At 58.7% G+C, this 14,403-nt stretch carries 12 protein-coding genes; 8 read left to right on the top strand and 4 right to left on the bottom strand.

Annotation, left to right across the window (positions count from 1 at the left end; translation table 11 throughout):
* Window positions 1-7 precede the first annotated feature (7 nt).
* Window positions 8-1,003 carry a prolipoprotein diacylglyceryl transferase gene (gene lgt / locus A37O_RS0108235; protein ID WP_051077972.1) on the top strand — a complete coding sequence of 332 codons (996 nt, stop codon included), beginning with the start codon at window positions 8-10 and terminating at the stop codon, window positions 1,001-1,003.
* Window positions 1,004-1,115: 112 nt separating this feature from the next.
* On the top strand, window positions 1,116-2,540 hold the full coding sequence (pyk, locus tag A37O_RS0108230; RefSeq protein WP_026196250.1) for a pyruvate kinase: 1,425 nt from the start codon (window positions 1,116-1,118) through the stop codon (window positions 2,538-2,540).
* Window positions 2,541-2,879: 339 nt separating this feature from the next.
* Here the strand turns inward: pyk and A37O_RS0108225 are convergent, their stop codons facing one another.
* The 3 genes from A37O_RS0108225 to A37O_RS0108215 form a co-directional block, all read right to left on the bottom strand.
* On the bottom strand, window positions 2,880-5,273 hold the full coding sequence (locus A37O_RS0108225) for a glycogen/starch/alpha-glucan phosphorylase (protein ID WP_018297027.1): 2,394 nt from the start codon (window positions 5,271-5,273) through the stop codon (window positions 2,880-2,882).
* 103 nt (window positions 5,274-5,376) lie between these two features.
* A complete protein-coding gene (locus A37O_RS15080) occupies window positions 5,377-6,681 on the bottom strand; it encodes an amidohydrolase (RefSeq protein WP_018297026.1) in 1,305 nt (434 codons plus the stop codon).
* A gap of 138 nt (window positions 6,682-6,819) precedes the next feature.
* Window positions 6,820-8,151 carry a DUF4921 family protein gene (locus A37O_RS0108215; RefSeq protein WP_018297025.1) on the bottom strand — a complete coding sequence of 444 codons (1,332 nt, stop codon included), beginning with the start codon at window positions 8,149-8,151 and terminating at the stop codon, window positions 6,820-6,822.
* A 30-nt stretch (window positions 8,152-8,181) separates the two neighbouring features.
* Here A37O_RS0108215 and A37O_RS0108210 point away from each other — a divergent pair, with 30 nt between their 5' ends.
* Window positions 8,182-8,583 (top strand): hypothetical protein, encoded by a 402-nt coding sequence (locus A37O_RS0108210; protein ID WP_018297024.1) that lies wholly within the window; start codon window positions 8,182-8,184, stop codon window positions 8,581-8,583.
* On the opposite strand, the gene A37O_RS0108205 is transcribed toward A37O_RS0108210, so the two are convergent.
* Entirely contained in the window at window positions 8,553-9,698 is a 1,146-nt protein-coding gene (locus A37O_RS0108205) for a glycerate kinase (protein WP_018297023.1), read from the bottom strand. The genes A37O_RS0108210 and A37O_RS0108205 overlap by 31 nt on opposite strands.
* Window positions 9,699-9,886: 188 nt before the next feature.
* Here A37O_RS0108205 and gdhA point away from each other — a divergent pair, with 188 nt between their 5' ends.
* The 5 genes from gdhA (at window position 9,887) to mutM (ending at window position 14,337) form a co-directional block, all read left to right on the top strand.
* Window positions 9,887-11,236 carry an NADP-specific glutamate dehydrogenase gene (gene gdhA, locus A37O_RS0108200; RefSeq protein ID WP_018297022.1) on the top strand — a complete coding sequence of 450 codons (1,350 nt, stop codon included), beginning with the start codon at window positions 9,887-9,889 and terminating at the stop codon, window positions 11,234-11,236.
* A 152-nt stretch (window positions 11,237-11,388) separates the two neighbouring features.
* The gene (locus A37O_RS0108195; RefSeq protein ID WP_018297021.1) at window positions 11,389-12,183 is read left to right on the top strand and encodes a DivIVA domain-containing protein; all 795 of its coding nucleotides are present in this window, start codon (window positions 11,389-11,391) and stop codon (window positions 12,181-12,183) included.
* A 31-nt stretch (window positions 12,184-12,214) separates the two neighbouring features.
* Window positions 12,215-12,754 carry a YceD family protein gene (locus A37O_RS0108190; protein ID WP_018297020.1) on the top strand — a complete coding sequence of 180 codons (540 nt, stop codon included), beginning with the start codon at window positions 12,215-12,217 and terminating at the stop codon, window positions 12,752-12,754.
* Window positions 12,751-13,515: a ribonuclease III gene (gene rnc, locus A37O_RS0108185; protein ID WP_018297019.1), complete on the top strand. Its 765-nt coding sequence runs from the start codon at window positions 12,751-12,753 to the stop codon at window positions 13,513-13,515. Before A37O_RS0108190 ends, rnc begins: the two co-directional genes overlap by 4 nt.
* Complete coding sequence (gene mutM / locus A37O_RS0108180) at window positions 13,516-14,337, top strand: bifunctional DNA-formamidopyrimidine glycosylase/DNA-(apurinic or apyrimidinic site) lyase (RefSeq protein ID WP_018297018.1); 822 nt, start codon at window positions 13,516-13,518, stop codon at window positions 14,335-14,337.
* Window positions 14,338-14,403: the final 66 nt, after the last annotated feature.

The following is a 14,403-nucleotide window of genomic DNA, read 5'->3' as shown; positions in this document are numbered from 1 at the left end:
GAGAGACGTGCAAAATATGATTCTGGCCAACATTCCTTCACCGCCCCAAGGCGTCTGGCAGCTGGGTCCCATCCCAATTCGCGCCTACGCCCTGTGCATCATAATCGGCATGTTGGTGGCTTTGTGGCTCACTGTTCGTCGCTACCGGGCGAAGGGCGGCGACGCGGATGTGGTGTGGGACGCAGCCATCGTGGCGATCCCGGCCGGCATTATCGGTGGTCGTCTCTATCACGTCATTACCGATTACGATAAGTATTTTGGGCCCGGCAAAAACCCGTGGGATGCCTTCAACATCACCGCAGGTGGCCTAGGAATCTGGGGTGCTGTCGCACTCGGCGGCGTAGCTGTTTGGATTCTGTTCCGCTTTAAGAAGCTCCCACTTGGCCCCTTCGCCGACGCAGTCGCGCCCGGAATTATCCTGGCACAGGGTATCGGGCGCCTCGGCAACTGGTTCAACCAGGAAATCTACGGCCGCCCAACCGATCTGCCGTGGGCACTCGACATCTACTACCGCGTCGATGCCAACGGCGACTTCGCACCGCTCACCGGCCGTTCCACCGGCGAAATCATCACCTCCGTGCACCCCACATTCCTGTACGAACTGCTCTGGAACGTTGCCGTATTCTTCTTCCTACTCTGGGCAGAGCGCCGTTTCCGCCTCGGCCACGGTCGCGTCTTCGCGCTGTATGTCGCGGGCTACACGCTGGGTCGCTTCTGGATCGAATTGATGCGTTCCGACGATGCCACGCTGATCTTGGGCTTGCGCGTCAACACCTGGGTCTCGGCGATCGTCTTCATCGCAGCGATTGTGATTTTCTTCATGCTTCCCAAGGGCCAAGAAACCCCGCAGGAAGTCGATCCGAGAAATGCTCACAGTGATGGAGATGGCAACCCGCCAGAGGGCGAAGTGAAGGCTTCCGCCACCAGCACAAAGAACGCAGAAGGCCAAAAGAAGACGCCTTCGTCGTCAAGCAATAACACGCGTAAACGCTCGAAAGGGTAGCGTAGACTGCGTCCTGTAGTTTTGGTCCTGAAGTTGGCTGAGCGATCTCAATGAGCGCTTTTATACCCTGCTTAGCCTGTAGGTCATATCAAATTCGACTAGGTTGGTAACTGTGGATAGAAGAACAAAAATCGTATGTACGCTTGGCCCAGCAGTGGCAAGCAAAGAGGCAATCCTGGGGCTCGTCAACGACGGCATGAATGTCGCTCGTTTGAACTTCTCCCACGGCGATCACGCCGATCATGAGCAGAACTACAACTGGGTCCGCCAGGCCACCGACGAGACCGGACATGCCGTAGGCATCCTCGCCGACCTGCAGGGACCAAAGATTCGCCTGGGGCGTTTCAAGGAAGGCGCAACCGTCTGGGAGAACGACGAGATCGTTCGCATCACCATCGACGACATCGAAGGCACCCACGACCGCGTGTCCACCACCTACAAGAACCTCGCCAATGACGCGAAGCCAGGCGATCGTTTGCTTGTCGACGATGGCAAGGTCGGCCTCATCTGCATCGATGTCGAGGGCAACGATGTGATCTGCCGCGTCACCGAAGGTGGCCCAGTCTCCAACAACAAGGGTGTTTCCCTGCCAGGCATGGACATCTCCGTTCCAGCACTGTCGGAAAAGGACATCGCGGACCTGAAGTTTGCCCTGAAGCTGGGCGTTGACTTCATCGCACTGTCCTTCGTTCGCTCTCCTTCCGATGTGGATCTGGTCCACGAGGTCATGGAAGAGATGGGTCGCTTCGTCCCCGTCATTGCCAAGCTGGAAAAGCCAGAGGCTGTGGATTCTCTCGAGTCCATCATCTTGGCCTTCGACGCCATCATGGTTGCCCGTGGCGACCTTGGTGTTGAGATCGCGCTCGAGCAGGTGCCATTGGTACAAAAGCGCGCGGTGCAGATCGCACGCGAGAACGCGAAGCCTGTCATCGTGGCTACCCAGATGCTTGATTCCATGATCGAGAACTCCCGCCCAACCCGTGCGGAAGCATCCGACGTGGCTAACGCTGTGCTCGACGGCGCGGATGCCGTCATGCTCTCCGGCGAGACCTCTGTGGGCAAGGATCCACACAACGTTGTACGCACCATGGCACGTATTGTCCGCGTGGCAGAAAACACCGGCAACGTTCCTCCGCTGAACCACATTCCACGCACCAAGCGTGGCGTGATTTCCTACTCCGCTCGTGACATTGCAGAGCGCTTGAACGCGAAGGCTATCGTCGCGTTCACGAGCTCCGGTGATACCGCTCGTCGTATCGCTCGCCTGCACTCTGGCTTGCCGCTGCTGGTCTTTACTCCACGCCAAGAGGTGCGCTCCCAGCTCGCCCTGACCTGGGGTGCAGAGACCTTCCTGTGCCGTGAGGTGACCGACACCGACGACATGATCAACGTGGTCGACGAGTCCTTGATCAACATCGACGATTACCACGAGGGCGACACCATGGTGGTTGTTGCCGGTACCCCTCCTGGAGTCTCCGGAAACACGAACATGATTCACGTTCACCAGTTGGGCGAAGACACGCGTCAACCTAAGTAGGTTCGCTTTCACCTCGCAGTGAAGTCTCGCGACATCGTTCCGGTCTCCGGCGGTGTCGCGAGATTTTTTATTTTAACCTTCAATGAGGTGCACTTTGCCAGATATCACCTTTATCTGACCTGGGGTTTTGGATTTCGTCCGACGTTAGGTCCGGGTGGCGCGGACCTAACGCACGGCGAAATATAAAACCCCAGGTCGCGGTGAACAAAGTCGTGCAAAGTGCACCTCGTGGGGCACAACCAAGGAAAATTTGCTGGGGTGGGGCGTAGCCTAGCTCGCTTCAACGACGCAAAAGCCGGTCTCGCTGCCATGCAACGAGACCGGCTGTTGGTTGAGCAATTACTTGGAGATTGGAGTTGGCTCGATCTTCCAGACTTCGTTTGCGTAATCGCGGATGGTGCGGTCGGAGGAGAAACGACCCGATTCGCAGATATTCACCCAGCACATCCGTGCCCAGTGCTGTGGATCTGCGTAGTACTCGTTGGCCATGCGATCGCGGGTCTCGCGGTAGTCCGCGAAATCACCCAGGACGTACCACTTGTCGGGAGTCTCGTAGCCGCCACCGTCGATGAGGGAGGCGCGGATATCGTGGAACGCGCCCGAGTGGGAATCGTCGAGAGTTCCATCGGTGAGTGAATCGAGGACGCGAGCCAGGCCAGGAACGCTGCTGATGACCTGCTGCGTGTTGTAGTTAGCACGCAGCTCTGGCAGCTGGTCTTCGGTGGCACCAAAGATGTAGGCGTTCTCGTTGCCTACTGCCTCGGCGATTTCCACATTGGCACCGTCGAGGGTGCCCAGGGTCAGTGCGCCGTTCATCATGAACTTCATGTTGCCGGTGCCCGATGCTTCCTTACCCGCGGTAGAGATCTGCTCGGAGATATCGGTTGCAGGAATGATGTGCTCAGCAGGGGAGACGTTGTAGTTCTCGACGAAGACAACCTTGATGACCTTGGAGACCTCTGGGTCATTGTTGACCAGCTCGCCGATCTCGTTGATCAGCTTGATGATGCCCTTCGCGCGCGTGTAGCCAGGAGCAGCCTTCGCGCCGAAAATGAAGGTGCGCTTCGGAACATCCTGCTCACCATCGACCTTGATGCGGAAGTACAGATCCAGAATGTAGAGGGCGTTGAGCAGCTGGCGCTTGTACTCGTGGAGGCGCTTGATCTGGGTATCGAAGATCGAGTCAGGATCGACCTCGATGCCCTGACGCTCCAAGATCCACTCAGCAAACTCTCGCTTGTTCTGCGTCTTGATCTCGTTGAGCTCGGTCATCACAACTGGATCGTCGGCGTAGTGGCGCAGCTCCTTGAGCTTGTCCATGTTGGTGACCCACTCATCCGAACCGGAGAGGCGATCAAGCAGACCAGACAGGCCAGGGTTGCACATGCGCAGCCAACGACGAGGGGTCACGCCGTTGGTCTTGTTGTTGAAGCGCTCAGGCCAGATGCCGTACCAGTCCGAGAGGGTATCGCGCTTGAGGATCTCCGTGTGCAGCGCCGCCACACCATTGACGGAATATGCTGCGTAGCAGGCGATCCAGGCCATGTGGACCTTTCCGTCATGCACAGGGCTCATGCGATGTGCCTGCTCAGGGGAAATGCCACGATCGTTCATGTCGATGCGGAAACGGCGATCAATCTCGAGGGAGATTTCCCAAATGCGCCAGAACAGCTGCTTGAAAATGGACTCGTCCCAAGTCTCCAGTGCCTCGGTGAGGACGGTGTGGTTTGTGTAGGCGAAGGTCTGAGTGGTGATCTCCCAGGCTTCCTCCCAACCCAGTTCGTGCTCGTCCATGAGCAGACGCATCAACTCTGGGATGGCCAGAACTGGGTGCGTGTCATTGAGCTGGATCGAGTTGAACTCGTGGAACCGGGAAAGATCGGAGCCGTGCTGCTCGATGTAGTTATCAATCAGTTCCTGCAAGGATGCGGAGACAAAGAAGTACTGCTGGCGCACACGCAGCAACTTGCCCTGGTAGGTGGTGTCGTTCGGGTACAGCACGCGACAGAGATCGTGGACGGCCTCGCGCTCGATGATGGCGTCAGAGAAGCGCTGAGAGTTGAACGCGTCGTAGTCGAATTCGCGCATTGGTTCGGAGTTCCACAGGCGCAGGGTGCCAACATTGTCGGTGCCGTAGCCGGTGATCGGCATATCGTGAGGGACGGCGCGGATATGCATATCGTCGAAACGCACGATGCGCTGCTGCGACTGGTGACGCACGAGGAATGGGTAGACGCCTTCCTTCCATGCATCCGGGTGTTCCTTCTGGAAACCGTCCACGAATTCTTGGCGGAAGAGACCATAGCGATACAGCAGGCCGTAGCCGGTGACTGGGTAGTCCTGAGTCACGGAGGAATCCAGGAAGCACGCGGCCAGACGGCCGAGGCCACCGTTGCCCAAGGCTGCGTCATGCTCGGACTCAAGCACATCAGTCAGGTTGTGGCCATTGGCTGCGGTAGCCTTCTCTGCATCCTCGACCAGGTTGAGGTTGGTCAGGTTGTTGAGCAGGGCACGGCCCATGAGGAACTCAGCGGAGAAGTAGGACTGCTGACGGGTGCCAGCGTACGCCTCCTTGGTAGCTTCCCACTTGTCTGCAATCTGCTCCATGACTGCTGCGGATACGCCGTACCAGAACTTTTTGTTGGTGGCAGATTCTGGCGTTAGACCCGCATACGCGCGGACATGACCGCCAACGGTCGTGTCAAAAGGCGGCGGGGTAGCTGGTTGGTTCATTGAATTCCCTCACGTCAGAGTTTTGCTATCAGGACTAAAACCGTACGCATGGGATTCTACCAACCATTCACAGGATCTGTTCGGCTATGAAATGGGGGATCGCTTAATCAGTCGAAATGGAAGAAACTACCGGGTTAATGAGGGGTTCCCGGTTTTCTTGAGCGAGATAGGTCAGGACCGCAGCGGCCGCCGCTTTAGTGGCCGATTCCATTGTTGGCCCGTAGTCGGGGAGGAAAGTATTCATGTGGTTAACAGGGACATCGTCGTCGACGCGGTTGTTGGCCACGGCCTTGTCCCACACCTCCTGAGGAGTACAACCGATGACCCAATACAGGTACGGGGAACCGAAGGCGAGTGGGATGTTGGCAAAGTCCTCAGACACCTGGCGCGGCTGAGCGTCCACGGACCGGGAGCCAAACACAGCATCAAAAGTGGAGCGGACGCGGGAAAATACCTCGGGGCTATTGTTGAGTAACTCTCCGTGCGCGAAGAACTCCAAACGGGGAGTTTCCTCGACACCGGAGGCCTGACACTCGGCTTCCACGACTCGTCGAATAGCTGCGTACACGCGACGTTTCACGTCGTCGTCGTAAAAGCGACAATTCAACACCAGCTCGGCGTGATCGGGGATGATGTTATTCGTCGCACCGGAGCGCAGAGTGCCCACCGAGACAACAGCGAAATCGCTCGGGCTGACCTCGCGCCCGACGATGCCCTGCAGCCGCACCACAATCATCGCCGCAATATAGGTCGGGTCGATCGAACGATGCGGCATCGACCCGTGCGCCGAACGGCCGGGAATATGAATCCGAATCGAATCGCAGGCAGCGAACTGGGGGCCCGATTTCGTTTGCACTTCACCCGCGCGCCCAGGCATAACGTGCTGCGCCAAGCACACATCCGGCTTCGGGATGCGGGTGAGCAGCCCGTCGTGCACCATCGCTGCGGCACCCACGGCGTTTTCCTCCGCGGGCTGGAACAGGGCGACGAAGGTGCCAGCCCAGGAATCGCGGTTGTCGTCGAGAAGCTGGCAGGCACCCAATAGCGCGGTGGTGTGGATGTCGTGACCGCAGGCGTGCATCACACCGACCTGGGCACCGTCGGGGCCTGGCCGCATGCGGGTGGAGGCAAAGGGGACGCCCGTTTCTTCCTTGATGGGGAGACCGTCAAAATCGGCGCGAAATAGCGCCGTCGGGCCCTCACCGTTGCGGAAGACGGCCACAATGCCGTACCCGCCGATCGGTGCGATTACTTCGCAATCGAAGCGCTCTAATTCGGCAAGGATACGCCGGTGTGTTTCATGCTCATGGCCTGACAATTCTGGGTGCTCATGGAACCATTCGTAGAGGCTTCGCTGCCAAGACAAATCAGTAGTATCGGTATGCAATAAGCGGGCAATGCCTACCATGTGAGTTAACAACTCCAGTACAAAATCGAAGAAAAATGCACCGACAGGTGCAGTAGTCTCAACATATTGCAGGCTGGAGCATCTTTAAAGCATCGAGGCTGAGAACCTCCTAATGTATGCCCCTACACTGGGGCATAATTATTGCAGGGCTGGGTTATATTTCAGCGAATTTGTGCTAGTCGAGCACTCCATCGCGATGCGGATCGTCTTTTCGATCTTTCCTTCGTCGCGAAGCTTGTACATTGCGTTGACCACGCGGTCGCGGATGTTGTACGGAGACAAGGTGTTGACGTAGACCTTGGTGCCTCCCTCGAACCCAGCGAGTGTGGAGACGCGCCATTTCACGTTGATTCGCCACGGCATGGGGACATCCAAATCGGCGGGTTTGTGGTGCCATTCCTCGTTGCAGGCGACATCGGGTCCGGTCGCGGCGTGGCAGGCATGCAGGAGGTCGGACATCGAACGGATTTCCTCGGGAGTTTGCAGCCACGGCTCTGGGGTTGGCGACTTAGAGTACAGACTCATGGTGGGATAGCGGTGCCCGATACCCGCGATCAAGATGGCGTGATCATTTTCTGCGATGACCAAGTTCCGATAAATGCCGTAGTTAACAGCCCACTCGTTGTACATATTCGGGTTGGTGCGCAGCCGAGCGATCTCCATATTCATCTGCACGCCGCGTTCGTCGATAGCGACGAGCTGTTTGTGCAGATGGTCGAAGGATGCACCCGCAGGAGCCAACCAGTTCTGGAAAACGGCTACGTAGGGAGCATAGGGCTGATGCGCGTAGAGGTCTCGCAATGCGTCGACGGTGAAGCTGATGAATCCGTAGTGCTCATCGGGGGTGAGCGTGCCCGACGACGCGAGCTGGGAACTGTCAGTCGCACCATCAATATAGTGGCGACGCGAAATGATCACGTCGTGCCCACCAGCGAAGTAGCCCTTCGCCAATTCGAACAACTCATCCTCGGACTTCGTGGAGGCATCTTGACCTGACGCAGAGAGCCGAGTGCGCACGATATTGGCTACGTGCTCGCGGCCAATGGCATCGCCGAGGTAGCGGCTCATCTGGAACTCGGAATCCGAGGGCATGATGTAGCCATAGTTTTTCACCCAGTAGTCATAACTGACGATCTCGAACAGGTTCGGAACCCGGCGAAACTCCGCAGGGGTCTGCTCCATTTCATTGGGCAGGAGACCGTAGAGGATATGCCACTCGCCGTCGCGACCCTTGATCATGCGTGACTTCTCAGGCGGTGTTTTCAGTGGGGTCGCCTCACAAAAATTGCAGGAGTGCGTGAAGTCGTCCGGCTCCAGCGGTTGTGGATCCTTCTTGGTGGTGGTCAGCGGTCGGTTACCACGCCCAGGGACGGTCCACACTTCTGTCCCAGAAAATGGATTGATCTGCTTGATTGTGCCGTCAGCCATCGTCGAAATTGCATCGCGGTACGAGTGAACTGGGAAAGTCATGTTCCCTACATTATTGGCTAGTCTTGTTTCATGCCGTCCATTCAATTCGATGTCTTAATTCCGAATTCTCCAGCCTCTGCCGCCACTGATCTTGTCGCCGCGTTTTCGCGCGCGATGGAAATCTTAGAAAAGCGCGGCATGCTGTCGAACCCGCAGGTAGACCACACGCCAGGGCAAGAGTACGACTCGTTTACCGTTGACCAACTGCGTGAAGTGTATGAAAAGGATCGGGGAGAGGACCCGGACGAGGCCAGCATGCACCGCATCATTGTCACTGCCGACGATGTGCGTTCCTACAACCAGTTGGCCATGGGGTTGTCACGGATCTTGACCCCGAAGGCGGACCTGCCCCAAGACCCAGTCGCACTCGAGCGTGAGACAGACTTCGAGGAGCCGTCGATTTACCCTTGGACAGTGGAGATATTGAGGTAGTTCACCGCGATCTCTGCCCCTGCACGGCGCAGCTGTTCCTCAACGCTGCCGACCTCGGAGACAGGGGCAAGCTCCACACCGATCACGCCTTCAGGAACCTCCGTGTCAAGCACGCCTGCGGCCACGGCCACCACAGCATCAGACGTTTCTGCCAATTCTTGTACGACGGAGACCACCTTTCCGGCTGCGGTCTGACTGTCGTACTTACCTTCTCCAGTGATGACCAGCGATGCGCTAGCAATTTGTTCCGGCAACCCGAGCGAATCTGCAACGACGCGCGCGCCGCTGACAACGTGGACGTTGTCAGACGTGCCGTGCAGCAGCGTGGACAACCAGGTTATCCCCACGGGGATCGCTCCTGCAGCACCGTAACCAGGCGTGGTGGGATCGACACCGGTGACTTCGCAGAGCCGGGCGATCGCCGCGTCTAAAACCTCTACCTCTTCCGGGATGGCCCCTTTTTGCGGGCCAAAAACGCGTGCTGCACCAGTTGGCCCTGTCGCAGGTGCGTTGACATCGGTAAGCAGGAACCATTCCACGGCTCCTGCTGGAATGTTGACCTTGGCGGTATCGAAATCGTGCAAATCGACAAGTGCGGCGCCGCCGTGGCGCAGGGTGTAGCCCTCCTTATTCAGGCCCGTCACTCCGAGTGCTGCAAGGATGCCGGTGCCACCATCGACGGTTGCGGAACCGCCCAAGCCCAACACGATGCGCTTCGCGCCGCGCGTTTCAGCATCGGCAATGAGAACGCCGGTGCCGTAGGTATCGCCGGTGGCGGCGCACGGGGAATCGGCGACCGCCGGAAGCCCAGAAGCTGCGGCGACGTCGATATATGCAGTCGCCGAGGCTCGGTTGAAAGTATAAGTAGCTTCCGTCAACCGCCCTGCCGCGTCGGTGGTGGGCAGGGTGATGCGCTCGCCCTCGAAAATTTCACTGGTGCCCTCCCCGCCGTCAGCCATCGGGGCGATGAGGATGTTTGCATTCGCGATGATGCTGCGCACCCCTTCGCCGAGCCACCTCGCGGCTTGCTCGGCGGTGGCGGTGCCCTTAAATGAGTCAGGGGCGATGACCACGGTTACATCATCGGTGTCAGGAAAATTCTGAGAGCTTGTCATGCGATTAATTCTAAGGTCGCACGGCAAATAGAGGTAACAAGAGGTCTCAGCCACCAGATGTGAGCAAATTCCCAACGAATCGCTTGATTTCTCTCCCGAGTGAGGGAAAACTATTGTGGGTTAGGTATGCCGAGCAAACATGCCGGCACCAATGGCCCCAACACACGTTGATTAAAGATTGGAACCCTATGACGTCGTCGACAGAAGAACTGGTTTCTGGCTATTACAGCAAACTGCTTAAGCGCAACGCCGGGGAACCAGAGTTCCACCAGGCAGTTGCCGAGGTGCTTGATTCCCTAAAGATCGTCCTGGAAAAGGACCCACACTACGCCGACTACGGTCTGATCCAGCGTCTTTGCGAGCCAGAGCGTCAGGTTATCTTCCGCGTCCCTTGGGTTTCTGACAATGGCAATGTCCATGTCAACCGTGGCTTCCGCGTCCAGTTCAACTCTGCACTCGGCCCATACAAGGGTGGCCTGCGTTTCCACCCATCGGTCAACCTGGGCATCATCAAGTTCCTCGGTTTCGAGCAGATCTTCAAGAACTCCTTGACCGGCCTGCCAATCGGCGGCGGCAAGGGCGGCTCGGACTTTGACCCAAAGGGGCGCTCCGATGCTGAGATCATGCGCTTCTGCCAGTCGTTTATGACTGAGCTGTACCGCCACATCGGCCAGTACGTCGACGTACCTGCTGGTGACATCGGCGTGGGCGGTCGCGAGATCGGCTACCTCTTCGGCCAGTACCGCCGCCTGACCAACCGCCACGAGTCTGGTGTCCTCACCGGCAAGGGCCTGACCTGGGGCGGCTCCTTGGTGCGCACCGAGGCTACCGGCTACGGCACTGTGTACTTCACCGACGAGATGATGCGCGCGCACAGCGACTCGCTGGATGGAGCAAAGGTCATCGTCTCTGGTTCCGGCAACGTGGCCATGTATGCCATCGAGAAGGCACAGGAAATGGGCGCTACCGTGGTGGGCTTCTCCGATTCTTCCGGTTGGGTAGAAACCCCGAACGGTGTGGATATCGAGCTGCTCAAGGACGTCAAGGAAAACCGTCGTGAGCGCGTCACCGCTTATGTCAACGAAACCACCGGTGCGACCTTCCACGCCGATGGCTCCATCTGGTCGCTCAAGGCTGACGTTGCCCTTCCTTGTGCAACCCAGAACGAGCTCAATGGCGAGCAGGCACAAATGCTCGTGGACAACGGCGTGAAGTACGTCGCTGAGGGCGCGAACATGCCTTCGACACCAGAAGCCGTCGAGGTGTTCCGCAAGAACAAGTTCAACTTCGCGCCGGGCAAGGCAGCGAATGCGGGTGGCGTTGCCACCTCCGCGCTGGAAATGCAGCAGAACGCTTCGCGTGACTCCTGGTCCTTCGAGTACACCGACCAGCGCCTGCACAAGATCATGTCGAACATCTTCCAGCGCTGCGACAGCACCGCGAAGGAGTACGACCGCGAAGGTGATTACGTCATCGGCGCAAACATTGCAGGCTTCAAGAAGGTTGCAGACGCAATGCTCGCACAGGGCGTCATCTAAGCACCCGGGCTAAGCACCCGAAATAAAGCACAGCATCTCCCCGGTGCCCATCCGATCAAGGATGGACACCGGGGATTCGTCGTTAAGCAATGCACAAAGACACACCCCCACCTTTTTCCCCTTGAATCGCGCGGACAAGTACCCTGTGAAACATGTACCGTGTCTTCGAAGCACTTGATGAATTGAACCAAACCGTTGAACAGGCATATGGCGTGCCGATGACCTCGAACTGTATGGTCCCGCGCCATGACGTGCTCGCGCTTCTCGACGATGTGCGAAACGCGCTTCCCGTCGAAGTCGATCACGCGCAAGACGTGTTGGACAAACAAGACGAGATTCTGCAGGGCGCGCAGGACCGCGCGGATGCGCTGATCGCTGAGGCGGAGAGGGAAGCGAACGATATTGTTGCCTCCGCGCAGGCCGAGGCGGATGACATTCTCCACGAGGCTCAGCAGCGCGCGACCACCACGGTGGCCAACGCTGAGGACGAGGCGAATATCATGGTTGATCGTGCTCGCGAGGAGTCCGATACCACGATTCGTCGCGCTCAAGACGAGGCCGACCGCCTGACGCAGGACGCCAACGACTCCTACGAGCGTGCGGTGGCCGAGGGCCTCGCCGAGCAGGAACGCCTGGTCAGCGAGTCTGAGGTTGTCCGCCGTGCGGACGAGGAGGCGCATCGTCTGGTCGAGAGCGCGCACACCGAGTCGAATCGCCTGCGCACCGAGGCGGATGAATTCGTCGATTCCAAGCTGGGTGGCTTCGAGGAATCCCTGTCCGGCATTTTGCGCACGGTGACCCGCGATCGCGGTGCTTTACGACGAGGGGCCGGCGTGTCCGGCACGCAACGTGAGCAGTCGGAACCCACTGCGGGCCGCTATGAGCGTCCGAATCGCAGTGAGCGCACGCGTCGCCCACGGACGGACCAAACCGGCGACTACTCCTAAGTTGCACTACCGGGTAGAATAGCGACTTGTTATGGCTACTAATCCTTTTGTTTTCTACGTCGGCGACGTAATGCGCGGCGATGGAATGCCGCAAGTCCGCTCTCAGACCGGACCTTCCCCGTCTCGGATCGGGCCCGAAATGATTGCTATCCCCGAAGGCGGGGAGGTCACCGTCGAGGCGACCATCACTCCACTGGGCTCGGGTGTGCTCGTCGATGCCACCGCGACCGCCGTGTTAGACGGCGAGTGCGTGCGGTGTTTGGCTCCGCTGCACCCGACGGAGTCGATCACCATCAGCCAGGTCTTTTCCTCCGATGATGACTTCATCACCGGTGACCCGGAAGACGACGAAGATAAGGGCTCCGGTGACGAGATTCTGCATGTCAGTCGCGATGACAAGGTGGACCTCGAGCAGTCGTTTACCGACGAAGCAGGCCTCAGCCTGCCGTTCAACCCCACCTGCCTTCCTGCGTGCAAGAACGACGAGACGGATGTGCCTGAACCCGATGGCGTCTCGGGTGAGGAAGAGCGCACCGATCCGCGTTGGTCCGGCCTGGAGAAATTCCTGTGAGTCGATCCAAGAAGATCAAGATCACCGGCGAGGCGGCCTGGGAACAGGCCTTTTCCGCAGTCGACCACACCCCGCTGTTGGAGTCCTTGGGCATCACGCTTGACGACGACTACCTGCGCCTCGCGTTGACGCACCGCAGTTTCGCCAACGAGCACGGTCACCTGCCGAATAACGAACGCCTGGAGTTCCTCGGCGATGCGGTTCTCGGCCTTACCGTGGCGAACAAGCTCTACGAGCTCTACCCGTCGCGGCCGGAATCCGATATTTCGAAGATGCGCGCCTCCATCGTGTCGCGTTATGGCCTCTCCGATATCGCCCGAGAGATCAACCTCGGCGATCACATCCTGCTCGGCCGCGGTGAGCTGGTCACCGAAGGGCGGAATAAGGATTCCATCCTGGCCGATACCACCGAGGCCATCTTCGGCGCTCTGTATCGCCAGCATGGCTTCGAGCCCGCGCGCGATGTCATCTTGAGGCTTTTCGACGAGAAGCTGCGCACCGCCACGGCCACCGGCCGCCACCAGGACTGGAAGACTGTATTGCAGGAGCGCCTCGCCGAGTTGAAGGCACCGACCGCGGTGTATGAGGCGACCTCGGAAGGCCCCGAACACTCGCTGCTGTATACCGCTAACGTGCTGGTCGGCGGAGTTTCGCGCGGCACGGGGACCGGCCCGAACAAGAAGGTCGCAGAGCAGGAAGCTGCCCGGGAGGCCGTGAAGATGTTGCACGATCACCCCGAGTCCGTGGCGGGGACGGCCTAGGTGCCGGAGCTTCCAGAGGTTGAGGTTGTTCGTCGCGGGCTCGACGAACACGTCTGCGGTGCAACGTTTCGCTCCGTGGAGGTGCTGCACCCGCGGGCCGCGCGCGGCAACGATGTTGACCTTGAGTCCATCCTGCCCGGTTTGACCATCGAGGCAGTGCGACGTCGCGGGAAGTACCTCTGGTTTGAACTCTCGGACGGCTATGCACTGGTGATTCACCTGCGCATGAGTGGCCAAATGCTAGTCGGACCGCACGGTGAAGTCACCAGCTCGCACCTGCGGATACGCGCCGATATGGGCGATGTGGAGCTGGCCTTCGTGGACCAGCGCACCTTTGGGTACTGGCATTACACCGCGCTTGATGAGGCGGGCATTCCTGCCACGATGGCTCATATTGCACCGGATCCTTTTGAAGATGTGTTTGCCCCCGTTGACGTCTCGCGCGCGATGAGGAAGAAGAACTCTGCGGTGAAGACCGTTCTGCTGGATCAGGGCCTAGTCTCCGGCATCGGATCAATCTACGCCGATGAAGCGATGTGGGCAGCGGAAATCAAGCCCACCAGGAAGGCCAAAACACTGCGCCAAAAAGACGGCGTGAAGTTGCTCGAAGAATCCCGCGATGTCATGGCGCGCGCCTTAGAACAAGGCGGCACCAGCTTCGACTCGCTATACGTGAATGTCAACGGTGCTAGCGGTTATTTCGCGCGGTCGCTCAATGCCTATGGCCGCGAGGACAAACCGTGCGCTAGGTGCGGAAGCCTGATTGCGCGCACCAAGGTCAACGGGCGCTCGAGTTATTTCTGTCCGACCTGCCAAGTGTAGTGCTTGTTATAACCAGCAGCGTGCAGGGGATTGTGCACCATACCCCCTAGGGTTAGTATGCGAGCC

The organism is Corynebacterium lubricantis DSM 45231, assembly GCF_000379425.1.
GTDB classification, from domain to species: Bacteria; Actinomycetota; Actinomycetes; order Mycobacteriales; family Mycobacteriaceae; genus Corynebacterium; species Corynebacterium lubricantis.
The sequence above is the reverse complement of the archived record's forward strand: the minus strand, read 5'-3'. Positions and strand labels throughout refer to the sequence as shown.